Origin of the sequence: Lederbergia citrisecunda, from assembly GCF_018343695.1 — a bacterium.
GTDB lineage: Bacteria > Bacillota > Bacilli > Bacillales > Bacillaceae_C > Lederbergia > Lederbergia citrisecunda.
This window is the reverse complement of sequence record NZ_JAGYPJ010000001.1, coordinates 4,209,074-4,221,630: the sequence shown is the minus strand read 5'-3', so window position 1 is coordinate 4,221,630 and position 12,557 is coordinate 4,209,074. Positions and strand designations below refer to the sequence as shown.

Sequence of the window (12,557 nt, the reverse complement as noted above, 5' to 3'; positions counted from 1 at the left end):
AGCTTCAGCGCCTACGATAAGTCAACATCGCTCCACTTCGTTTCGCGTGTTTCCTTTATCTCAGTCGAAGTCCGAAAAAGGAACGTCGACTAAAATCGCCACGTCCTGTGGCGACGTCGACGGACCCACATCCTGTGGGCCCGTACATCGATGGACAGGCGCTTACGCTTTTCTTTGTCCAGCTTCAGCGCCTATCTACTAGCGAACTACATGACTTCTCCCTACGATAAGTCAACATCGCTCCACTTCGTTTCGCGTGTTTCCTTTATCTCAGTCGAAGTCCGAAAAAGGAACGTCGACTAAAATCGCCACGTCCTGTGGCGACGTCGACGGACCCACATCCTGTGGGCCCGTACGTCGATGGACAGGCGCTTACGCTTTTCTATTAAGCACCAAGCTTCTGGCCTTGCTGAAGCTGATACATTTGGTAATATTTACCTTTTTTCTCCATTAACTCATCGTGATTGCCTCGTTCCACAATAGTTCCGCGATCAAGGACTAAAATCTGATCGGCATTTTTGATTGTGGATAATCGATGGGCGATAATAAATGTCGTTCGTCCTTTTTTCAATACATCCATCGCTTCCTGAATAATCGTTTCAGTTTCCGTGTCAATGCTGGAAGTCGCTTCATCCAAAATGAGAATCGCTGGATCAAACGCTAATGCACGAGCAAAGGAAATTAACTGGCGTTGACCGGAGGAAAGGGTACTTCCTTTCTCAACGACTGGTTCATCAATTCCCTTTTCTAAGTTTTTCAAGACGCGATCTGCTCCGACTGCTTTCAATGCAGCTTCAACTTTCTCACGAGATATACGCGGATCATTCAAGCTTACATTTGAAGCAATTGTACCTGTAAATAAGTAAGGATCCTGCAAGACAATTCCCATATGCTCACGTAGAGTTTGTTTTGGAAGGTCCTGTATATTTTTTCCATCAACTCTAATTTCGCCTTTATTGCAATCATAAAAACGGAATAAAACATTCATAATTGAGCTTTTTCCGGAACCTGTATGACCGACTAGTGCCACTGTTTCCCCTTGATTTGCTTCAAAATTGATATCCTTTAACACATATTCATTTTCTTTATATCCAAAATAAACATGGTCAAAGGTGACATTTCCTTTATATCGCTCCATTCTTTCAGTGCTGACCTCTTCTCCCTGTTCATCAAGCAATCGAAAAACTCGTTGCCCCGCAACTAAAGCTTGCTCGAGATTAGAGAATTGATTGACGATGTTCATAACTGGCCAAAATAATCGGTTGATATAATCAACATAGGCATATAAAACACCAATTGTGACGACTGAATGCGCTCCGAGCGAATTACTTCCGAAATACCATATAAATCCTACAAAAACAAGATTTTTTAACACCCCAACGAAATTATGGGACGATAAAGAGTTTAAAATAAGAAGTTTATTTTGGTAGCGAAAATGCGTCTCATTCATTTCTTCAAATTCCGCGCTCATTTGCTTCTCACGACGGAAAGCCTGAATAATCGTCATTCCTTGAATCGATTCATTAATCATCGCATTAAGATCACTTACTTTGGAACGAATGACATGATTATATTTAGAAGCATATTTTCTATAAAAAATCATCCATGCAAATAAAATAGGTATGAGAAGCATACATAGCAAGGCTAGCTTTACATCAAGAATGAACATCGCAGTGTAGATCCCAATAATATAGATGATTCCGGTAAAGAAGTTTGATAATACCGCTACATATAATTCACGAATTGCTTCCGTATCATTCGTGATGCGAGCAACAACTTTTCCAGCAGGCAAATCATCAAAGTAGCGGATAGGCAAGCGTTGTACGTGTGCAAATACATCTATACGCATTTTTTGAATGATGCGATTGGCTGCTTTTTGCAAATAAAAGTACTGTCCATAATTAAAGATTGCCGCAATAACGAATAAACTAAAGTAGAAAGCTAGTAACTTCGTAATAGCAGGGATTTCAGGCTTATAAAAAGCAAGTGTATCGTTGATCGAAAGTTTTTTCGCTGTAAATTCTTTCGTTTCACTTTTCGACGTAATTGACAGCTTATCACCATTAATACTGCGGTCCCCTTCAAATGGAACTACGTCATTTACAAAATAAAACTTTCTATCAACTTGTAAAATTGTTGCCTTATTTTCGTTTTTCACCAAAGCCTCATCAGTGGCATACAGTTCCCTTACATATGATTTCCCCTCATATTCCACCGATGATTTCCCTTGGCTTGACTCTAGCCAATGATCTTCAATCCCCAAAATATGTTCATCAATCAGCTTCTTCGCCACAAATGGACCAATGACGTCCGCACCGACTGAAACAGTCAGCATCGTCAACGCTGCTATAATAATGCCTTTAAAATACAATGCATAGTTATATAATCTTTTTCCAGTCATTATGCATTCACCTCCTGTAGAAGCGAGTCTTCAACCTGTTGCCTGTCAAATTGTTCTTTATACCATCCATCTGCTTGCAACAGATCTTCATGTGTTCCTTCCTCAACGATTTTTCCATCATCAAAGACAATAATCCAGTCAGCATGTTCGACCGCAGATAGACGATGTGTTGTAATAATGGTTGTTTTCCCGCTTCGCTCCTCGCGAATATTTCTAATAATCCGAGACTCTGTCTTGGCATCTACTGCAGATAAAGAGTCATCTAGTATTAAAAATTCTGGATTTTTAATTAGCGCACGCGCAATTGAAATTCTTTGCTTTTGTCCTCCAGAAAGGGCTACTCCTTTTTCTCCGACAAGGGTTTCCAAGCCTTCTGGCAGCATTTCTAAATCCTTTTCAAAATAAGCAAGGTAAATCGCTTTTTTAAGATCCGCTTCTGTTGCTTGATCATCACCGAAGAGGATATTCTCCCTTACACTTCTCGAAAACAAAACATGATCCTGCGGAACATAACCGATCCAACGACGAACCTGTTCTTTCGACTGCTCTTTCATACTTACATCTGAAATGTAGATATCCCCGTCGCCTAAAGGATACTCGCGTAAAAACTGTTTAATAAATGTTGTCTTTCCACTTCCAGTTTTTCCGACAACCCCAATAGTAGACCCACGTTTAATATGAACATTCAAGTTAGCCAAATTATCAATTTTAGAAGATGGATAACGGAATGTGACCTTTGAGAGGTGAATATTTTCCGGTTGCTCTATCAATTTTGGAGCGGCTGGGTCTTTTACATCTTCCTCGTAGTTCAATGTCTCTTGAACACGGTCGAGTGATGCATTTCCTCGCTGCATTATATTTATCAATTCACCAATGGCAAACATTGGCCAAGTGAGCATCCCTAAGTAAACATTGAAAGAAACTAAGAGACCTAATGATATTTCTTGGTGAAATACTAAATATGTTCCGTAAGAAAGACCGATGATATAGCTAATCCCTGTAATTATTTTTGTTGCCGGATTAAATAGGGCATCTATTCTTTCTACATGTATATTTTTTTGGTAAACATCTTCTGTCATATTTTGAAAATCAGCTTCACTCGCTTTTTCTTGAACGTAAGCACGGGTGACCCTTACACCTGAAACAGATTCAAGGACACGATCATTCATATCCCCAAAAGCATCTTGTGCAGCCGTGAATCGCTTATGGATTTTATTACCTAGGACTGTAATAACCCATGCAAGAATAGGTAAGGGTAAAACAGCCGCAAATGTAAGTTTCCAAGAAACAAGGAATCCCATTGTTAGTAATATCGTGATCATATACATGGTAGAGTCAAATAATGTCAATATTCCAAAACCTGCTGTTAAGGAAATCGCTCGCAAATCATTTGTACCTCTTGCCATTAAATCCCCGGTTCTATTTTTTTCAAAAAATGTTGGAGTCATTTTTAATAAGTGATTCATGAAGCGGGAGCGGAGCATTTTCTCCACAATGAAAGCACCGCCGAATAATTGATGCTGCCAAACATACGTAATGGCATAGTTTATTAATGCTCCACCACCTAATATCGCTATATACATTAATAACGTCTTGAATGTTAGAGATCCGAGAAAGATATTATCGATGGCGGAACCTAAAATCATTGGTGGAATCACTTCAAATAAATTTGCAAAACCAAGCAATACAAGCGCTATCGTATAACGCTTCCAATGCTGTTTAAAAAACCAACCTAATTTTGTTAATACGCTAAACATTTTTTATACCCCCCTTTTTTGCCAACCATCCAAGTGAAAGCTACCCACTCTCCAGCTCCACTGTCTTCATCAATAAAATAAAAATCAACATTTGTTTTTCCTCCCCGAATTTTTTTATATAAAAAGTGTAAAAACACTTGTTCCCCAAAGAAAACGAAAAAAAGCATAGTGCGCCTATAAATATGCGCAGCTATGCTCACATAAAAAAGACACGGGTATTTTACAGCCCGCGTCTTTGCTCAAATCTTAAGTCAAATCATGCTATTAAACGGCAGGCTGAATTCATATTCATTTGTTGTTTGTTTACAATTAACTTTTTCATCATGATCAGCCTCCCTTTCTAATTATTGATTGTTCCGAATGTTCATATGGTAGCACGAGAGAATTTGTCATGTCAATTAACTAATGGAAAAAATTTTCATAATATCAGGATAGTCAGATTTAAAAAACAATATACGGTCGTTCGAAGAATCTTTATGAATAAAGTGGAAACACTAAGAAAAGCGAAAGCTCCTTGCTCATCAAAAGCTACTTCCACTGGAAAGGAAAACCCTAATATTATACCTATTCTTATGTTTTTTACTTTAAAAAAGGTGGAAAAGAATAACTAAGTAAAAAATTAAAGGGGAAAATCTAATGGACCATAATAATAATCAAGAAATCGCTGAAAGTGTGCCACAGAAAGGATTTTTCGGTCACCCTAAAGGGTTATTCACCTTATTCTTCACGGAGTTTTGGGAACGTTTTTCTTATTATGGAATGAGGGCCATCCTAATTTATTATATGTACTACGCCATTTCCGAAGGCGGACTAGGCATGAACCAAACGACGGCCGCTTCCATCATGGCAATATACGGATCCCTCGTCTATATGTCCGGTATCATCGGTGGTTGGATAGCGGATCGACTATTAGGTACAAAAAGAACCGTCTTCTTTGGTGGGATCTTAATAATGTTCGGCCATATTGCATTGTCCTTTCCAGGTGGAATCGCGGCATTGTTTTTATCCATGGCCTTGATTGTAATTGGAACTGGCCTTTTAAAACCTAATGTCTCAAGTGTTGTCGGTGATTTATACAGTAAAGATGATAATCGTCGTGATGCAGGCTTCAGTATTTTCGTTATGGGGATTAATTTAGGTGCGTTGATTGCTCCACTTATTGTTGGGACTCTTGGACAAAAATACAATTTTCACCTTGGCTTTGGAGTTGCAGCAATCGGTATGTTTATCGGATTAGTTATTTTTCTTGCAACTAGAAAGAAATATTTGGGGCTTGCGGGGTCACAAGTGCCAAACCCACTTTCTGATGATGAAAAGAGAAAAATTTTTTTTAGATTTGGTATAAGCATAGTAGTCATCATAATAATTGGAGCTATTTCCATTTATACCGGAATGTTAACAATTGACCGGTTCACAATGCTCATAAGTATCTTTGGAATTTTAATACCGGCTGTTTATTTTATTATGATGTTTCGTAGTAAAAAAACAACGGCTGATGAACGATCTAATCTGATTGCATACATCCCTTTGTTTATTGCTGCAATTATGTTCTGGGCCATAGAAGAACAAGGATCTATTATTTTAGCTCAATACGCAGACCAACGGACTCAATTGAATTTTGCAGGAATGAAATTGGAATCATCATGGTTTCAATCGCTAAATCCATTATTTATCGTTATTTTCGCACCAATATTTGCATGGATGTGGGTGAAACTAGGCAACCGTCAGCCATCGACTCCAATGAAATTCTCAATTGGCCTCATTTTTGCAGGACTTTCTTTTATCGTGATGATTGCTCCTGCCTATATCAACGGAGTTGAAAGTCTTGTTAACCCTATGTGGCTTGTACTCAGCTTCTTTCTCGTAGTAATTGGTGAATTATTGCTATCACCTGTTGGACTCTCCGCCACAACGAAGTTGGCGCCTGCTGCTTTTTCAGCACAGACGATGAGTCTATGGTTTTTATCCAATGCATCCGCACAAGCAATAAATGCCCAACTTGTAAAGCTGTACAAGCCCGAAACAGAAATCATCTACTTCGGTGCCATTGGCGTTATTTCTATTCTACTAGGACTTATTTTGTTTGCGATGTCCCCAAAAATTTCGACTTACATGAAAGGGACACGGTAAGAACAAAAGCGCAAGCGCCTGTTCAGCGACGTAAAAACTTTTTATGGTTCTGACGAGATAAAGGAAACACGGTGAGCCTAAAAGGCGAGCCGATGTTGACATATCGTAGGAAAGCACCTAAAGTTTGCTAGGCGCTAGAGCTAGACGTAAACTATTTCTTCCTGGTAAACGATAAGAAAGGAAAACCCATTATCCATTTTACTGGATAGTGGGTTCCCTTGTTTAATACGGCTTCGGACTGAGAAGCGCTCTTGCCTTATTGATTGTCTCCATATATTCATACTTAGGGATGGACTCAGCAACGATACCAGCACCAGCCTGCAAATAGGCATGTTGATCTTTGATTACGAGAGAACGAATTGCAATGGCAAAATCAACATCACCATTTGCATTAATGTAGCCAATTGCACCTGCATATACGCCACGTTTCACTTCTTCAAGATCATTGATGATTTGCATGGCCCGAGGTTTTGGAGCACCGGACACAGTACCTGCAGGAAGGCAGGAAATCAGTGCGTCGATACCGGTTTTTCCTTCTGCCAACGCCCCTTCCATTTCAGAAACAATATGCATAACATGTCGATAACGTTCTATTTTCATATGTCGTTTAATGTTGATTGTATCATCTAAACATATTTGGCTTAGATCCTCGCAACTTAAATCTACAAGCATTCGATGTTCGGACAATTCTTTTTCATCGGCTAAAAGTTCTGCTTCTAATGCAAGGTCTTCAGCTTGAGTTTCTCCACGCCTTCTTGTACCGGCAATCGGATTGGTTGAAACGATTCGTCCACTCGTTTTAATAAAGCTTTCAGGAGATGCGCCTAAAACGACGTATTCGTCAAAATCAACGTAAAACATATAAGGTGAAGGATTCGAATTTCTCAATACTCGGTAGAAATGAAATGGGTCTGCCCCTACCTTCCCAATCATTCTTTGCGACAAAACGACTTGCTCTATTTCGCCTTTTTTAATAAACTCTTGTGCAGCCTCTACCTTGCGGATGAATTCTTCTTTTTCTAGTTGAGGAGTGAATTCAATCTTACAATCAGTTAATGATTCATCTTGTTCTTTCCGGGAAATTTGCGTCTCTATTTCATTGATGCGCTGTTCTAATTCTTCCTCCGTACGATTTCCATGTAAATCAATCGCAAGAATATAGATGGACTGAGCCAAGTGATCATAGACAATGGCATCCTCATACACCATAAAATGAATGTCCGGCATATTTATTTCATCATTCAACACATCGCCAACATCAACATACTGCCGAATTGCATCGTAGCCAACATACCCTACTGCCCCGCCATAAAAAGGAAAGGGAAGTTCTAAATCTAGTTTCGGCAGTGTTTTCTGAATAATATCAAGTGGCAATCCTATTTGCTTCTTCGTTTCCGTTGATGAAACGACCAATGCCTCGTTTCCGTTCCCGATTATTTCCATTACAGGATTCACACCAATAAACGAATAGCGCCCTTGTTCACTATGCTTTAGTGAACTTTCCAATAAAAACTTTTTCGTTCCTTCGAGTCGTAAGAAAATATTAATTGGTGTTAATACATCCCCATTCATTTTTCTCATTTTAAAGTTGACTTCTTTTGTTTGCATTTTCTTTTCCCCTTCCTAATATTTTCGGAATACAAAAAGCCCCCAGACAAACACAAATTAGTGTCCATCTGAGGGCGATATAACCGCGGTGCCACCTCGTATTGGAGATTTCCTGCTACAATCCCCATCTCTTTCAAGCACGGGAGATCACCTCCGATGCCCTATCCATATAACGGCGGAAAACCGAATTTCCCTACTCATATTCAGGAAATCACTCACAAGTCCATTCCGTATAAGTTTTCGTACCGGATTCACACCAACACCGGCTCTCTGTAACGATTCACTTACACATACTACTCTTGCTCAACGCTTTAAATTATTTAATTGAACGCAAAAAGGCCCCTCATCCAAAGGACGAAGGACCGTGGTGCCACCTTTATTTAGCCAAAAATTAGCTCTCTTCCGCACAATGCCTAAATGCATTTATGCGTGTTCCCTTATATCGACGGGATTTTCGCCAAAGCCTACACCAATTAAATACGGTTCGGTTTGGAAGCTCAGAAGCCCATTCACCTGCATGAATCACACCGATTTGCACCAACCACCGGCTCTCTTTAGCGTCACACAAGCTACTCTTCTTCCTCATTGCCTAAAAATGTATTTGATTGTTTATGATAATAATAAAAATCTTCTGTAATGTCAATCATTATTTTCCTAACATTAAACGATGATTGCTAAAAAGCTTTGCTGCAATAGGGAATAAGATAATAATTAACAAAGCGTAGCTTCCTGCCGCAAGTCCAAATGCGCCGACAGTTAACTGCCCACTAAACGCATCACGAACAAATATGAACAAATTCATAAATGGAACAGCATAAAGTGGAAGGCTTAATGCTTCACCTGCAAAAAACATAAACAGCATTGGAAGTGTAATCATCCCTATTACAGGTGTCATATAATGACCTGCTTCCTTTACTGAGTTCGCCATCATGCTTAAAATCATTTCAATTTCAGCAAAGAAAATGGCAAACAACACGATTAAGACAATACTCATGATGACAAATGGAACAGGGTTGGCGATGACTGCCATTCCTTTTTTGAGTTCTGTTGTAAAATTGACAAATAGACTTAGTAAGGCTATACATAGTACACCAGTGAATATTCCGAGTAATGAAATCGTCATCCATTTTGCCAATAATATTTTGATAGGTTTAACAGGTGTAATGAGCAATGCTTCAATCGTTTTCTTTTCCTTTTCACCTGCAAACAGCTCGGTTGCCGATGGGTAAGATCCATTGGCAATCGCCATCGGGATCAGTAATGGGATCAAAATTGCCAGCATAAAAGATGCAATTGCGTTATCTTCATCTTTGGTCGTTTTTGTTTCAATTTGAAAAACTTCTAGAACACTGCTATCAATATTTTGACCTGCTAACCTCAGTTGAACAGCTTCTTGCTGCCATTGGTTAAGTCCTGCCATCACAATATTTGAGGCGTTGGAAGAATCTTGGCTACCTGGATCAAAAATAATGTTTACTGAAATTGCTTCCTGGTCTTCTAACCTTTGTTTCCAATCCTTATCAAGCTGAATCCCAATCTGAACCTCTTTTTCCTCAATTGCTTTTTGCACATCTTGTGATTTCTCTATCGTCAAAGTTGGCATATACTTTTCTAACTGTGTAATCAATTCAGAATCTAATCCTTCATCAACAGCCATAATAAAATCCTCATCGTGATTGGATGTAAGAATTTTATCATAAAAAAATGTAAGTCCTGCCATCATCAGTAAAGGGAAAATAATAAGTAAGGTAATACTGCGTTTATCCCGTAGCACATCTTTCATTTCTTTAAGAAAAATAGTTTTAAACATATAAATCACCTCTTACTACTTTTGAAGTAAATAAATAATTCAAATCCCTGCTGTTTTCCTGAGCATATAGGTCGTCAAGACTTCCTTCATAAACCATCTGCCCTTTATGCATCATAATCACGTCCTCGCACAGCTGAGCAATTTCATCCATAATATGAGTTGAAAACACAATCGTCTTCCCCTCACTTTTATATTCATATATAAATTCTCTAAAAATATTGGATGAAGTTATATCAAGGCCAGTTGTCGGTTCATCGAAAAGAACAATGTCCGGATCGTGGATAAGCGTACGTGCTATCGCAACCTTTTGTCTCATCCCTTTAGAAAATCCTTCAACTTTTCGGTCCAAATATTTACGCATGCCAAATCGTTTCGCCAACATCTCAATTTGGTTTTTAATATCATGAGGAGACATCCCATATAGACTACCGAAATACTCTAAATTCTCACGAGCAGTCAATCGATTGTAAAGACCCGTTTCTGATCCAAACAATACCCCCAGTCTAGATCTCACTTTTTCCTTATTCTCATATAAGTTTTCTCCATCCAATGTGATGGTTCCTTCGTCAGGCTCTATCAGCGTACAGAGCATGCGAAGCAGAGTCGTTTTTCCTGCTCCATTTTCACCAATCAGCCCTACAACATGCCCTTCTTTAATACGAAGCGATAAATAATCAATGGCTTTCACTACTTGTTTTTTATCTTTAAATTGTTTTGATACTTGATCAACGACGATCATGCCATTCCTCTCCTTCGTTTCAATGTCTACCTGTATTGTAAGGCAGAAAGAATATTGGGTCTGCCATTATGTCGCAAAGAGGGATTTACATGTCGCGAAAGGGGTTGAAATCTTTATGAACCGGTTTTAGAAAAGCTCAGGAGTCTTGCCATCGACGTACAGGCCCCACAGGATGTGGGTCCGTCGATGAAGACATAAGGACGTGGCGGTTTTAATCGACGTTTTTCTTTTGGCCTCTGACTGAGATAAAGGAAACACGATGAGTCCAAAAGGACGAATTGATGTTGACTTACGCAAAAGAAAATGACTGGAAGTTTGCTAGTCGATAGGCGCCGGAGCTAGACAGGGACAAAATACATTCAAAATCCAGGCCTAAAAAAATAATATTTTCTATAACTGCTATAAAATGTCTTATAATGAAAGATAGTATTTTCAAAGGGGTTTTCAATAAATGAAAGTAGGCATTGTTGATGATCGAACGATCGACTTAGATAAATTAAAATTTATATTACAAGAGGAAGAGGATGTCGAACTCATTTTTGCGACGACCAATCCTGAGGAAGCATACGCGGAGATTCAAAAAAACAAGATTGATTTATTAATAGCAGATATTGAAATGCCAGGGATTTCAGGGTACGAACTAGCAGATTTCATACAAACACATGGCCTTTTGATTACCGTTATCTTTGTTACGGCTAAAAGTGGGTATGCCGTTCATGCCTTTGAATTGAATGTCCATGATTATATTTTGAAACCGTATAAAAAAGAAAGGCTCCTGCAAGCTCTTGCAAAATATCGTGAAAAGCAGCATGCGGGCAATTTGACAGGAAGACTTATTTTGAAACAAAAAGGGCATATCGAAATGATTCCTAAAAAAGATATAATTTTTGCTGAACGAACGGGACGTTCCACAACTATTTATACAACGAATCAGTCATATGAAACGTATATGACGATGAATGAACTGGAAGGAAGCCTCAGGGAAAATAACTTCATTCGTTCCCATCGCTCCTTCATTATCAATCTTCATTTTGTCAAAAGTTTTTCTATTTACACAAAAAAATCATACAGCGTGACGTTTGAAGGTACGAAGCAAATTGCCATGCTGACGAAAGAAAAAATGGACTATTTGCAAAAGTATTATTTTTGAGGTGGAAACATGCAGTTGCTTCTCTTACTTATTCCATGGTTGCTTGCCATCGTATGGGTGGTTTCAATAAATAGTATTCTTATCGCAATATTGTTGGCAGGCGCTACGTTCGTCCAATTTTATTTATATAAAAAAGAACCACTTCCTTTTTTATGGAAAATGGTAACCAGCATTATGCAGCTTTTTTGGATAATGGCTGCCTTTTTAACAAATACACCTTACATAACACTCGGGATTGTTCTTCCATTCGCAGCTCTTTTTTTCATGCGTACATCAATACATGAAGAACAGGAAAAACATTTACTGCTTTCATCGAACTACGAACAGCAAATGGCATTATTATATGAACTTCGAAAACAGCGTCATGATTTACAAAAACATGCTTCTGCACTTTTACATTCGGATTCGTCTTCAGAGGAGTATAGATCTACATTACATTCTCGTTATACACAAATAGATAATATTTTACGAGGTGAATCAAACGTCGTAGCCGGGGCGCTTTATGCTTATAATGAACAAGCCATTGAAAAAGGTGTGAATCTGGAATATCATATCCAGCATGCTATTTCCGGCTCGCCGCTATATGAATATGAGATTATTTCTTTTATTGGAAACATATTGGAGAATAGTATTGATGCAGCCTATGATTATAGTATTGCATCAGGTCAACAGGGAACAATCCTCTTTTCTTGCCGCAAGCAAAGCGGTATATGGATTATTATTTGTAAAAATGACTCATTGTCCCTCGATGACCAAACAATTGATAGAATATTTACAAATAGGTCAATTTCTACAAAAACTGGGAACCATGAAGGAATTGGTACTCAAGAAATCATGCGTATCGTAAGAAAACATAATGGAATGCTTGATTTTTCTGTTATTGAGAATGAATTTACTTTGAAAATTAAAATACCTGACGTACGAGAACTTTCAGGTTTGTGAGAATAATAGAATGAAAAAGA

The 12,557-nt window shown here is 38.5% G+C and carries 8 protein-coding genes and 2 other annotated features; of the genes, 3 read left to right on the top strand and 5 right to left on the bottom strand.

The features are described 5' to 3' along the window. Window positions 1-385: 385 nt before the first annotated feature. On the bottom strand, window positions 386-2,401 hold the full coding sequence (locus tag KHA93_RS20720) for an ABC transporter ATP-binding protein (RefSeq protein WP_233711250.1): 2,016 nt from the start codon (window positions 2,399-2,401) through the stop codon (window positions 386-388). Further along, window positions 2,401-4,158: an ABC transporter ATP-binding protein gene (locus KHA93_RS20715; RefSeq protein WP_213112453.1), complete on the bottom strand. Its 1,758-nt coding sequence runs from the start codon at window positions 4,156-4,158 to the stop codon at window positions 2,401-2,403. Before KHA93_RS20715 ends, KHA93_RS20720 begins: the two co-directional genes overlap by 1 nt. Before the next feature lie 636 nt (window positions 4,159-4,794). Between KHA93_RS20715 and KHA93_RS20710 the strand changes: the two genes are divergently transcribed. After that, on the top strand, window positions 4,795-6,288 hold the full coding sequence (locus tag KHA93_RS20710) for a peptide MFS transporter (protein ID WP_213112452.1): 1,494 nt from the start codon (window positions 4,795-4,797) through the stop codon (window positions 6,286-6,288). Window positions 6,289-6,510: 222 nt separating this feature from the next. Here the strand turns inward: KHA93_RS20710 and trpE are convergent, their stop codons facing one another. The 3 genes from trpE to KHA93_RS20695 form a co-directional block, all read right to left on the bottom strand. Continuing rightward, window positions 6,511-7,896 carry an anthranilate synthase component I gene (gene trpE, locus KHA93_RS20705; RefSeq protein WP_213112451.1) on the bottom strand — a complete coding sequence of 462 codons (1,386 nt, stop codon included), beginning with the start codon at window positions 7,894-7,896 and terminating at the stop codon, window positions 6,511-6,513. A gap of 67 nt (window positions 7,897-7,963) precedes the next feature. Further along, window positions 7,964-8,212: a binding site (T-box leader), on the bottom strand. 31 nt (window positions 8,213-8,243) lie between these two features. Next, window positions 8,244-8,491: a binding site (T-box leader), on the bottom strand. A gap of 51 nt (window positions 8,492-8,542) precedes the next feature. Next, the gene (locus tag KHA93_RS20700; protein WP_213112450.1) at window positions 8,543-9,706 is read right to left on the bottom strand and encodes an ABC transporter permease; all 1,164 of its coding nucleotides are present in this window, start codon (window positions 9,704-9,706) and stop codon (window positions 8,543-8,545) included. Beyond that, entirely contained in the window at window positions 9,699-10,445 is a 747-nt protein-coding gene (locus KHA93_RS20695; protein ID WP_213112449.1) for an ATP-binding cassette domain-containing protein, read from the bottom strand. The genes KHA93_RS20700 and KHA93_RS20695 overlap by 8 nt, the downstream gene beginning before the upstream one ends. Before the next feature lie 451 nt (window positions 10,446-10,896). On the opposite strand from KHA93_RS20695, the gene KHA93_RS20690 reads away from it, so the two are divergent. Then, window positions 10,897-11,595, top strand: coding sequence for a LytR/AlgR family response regulator transcription factor (locus KHA93_RS20690; RefSeq protein WP_213112448.1), 699 nt, complete (start codon window positions 10,897-10,899; stop codon window positions 11,593-11,595). A gap of 9 nt (window positions 11,596-11,604) precedes the next feature. Then, the gene (locus KHA93_RS20685; RefSeq protein ID WP_213112447.1) at window positions 11,605-12,537 is read left to right on the top strand and encodes a sensor histidine kinase; all 933 of its coding nucleotides are present in this window, start codon (window positions 11,605-11,607) and stop codon (window positions 12,535-12,537) included. Window positions 12,538-12,557 lie beyond the last annotated feature (20 nt).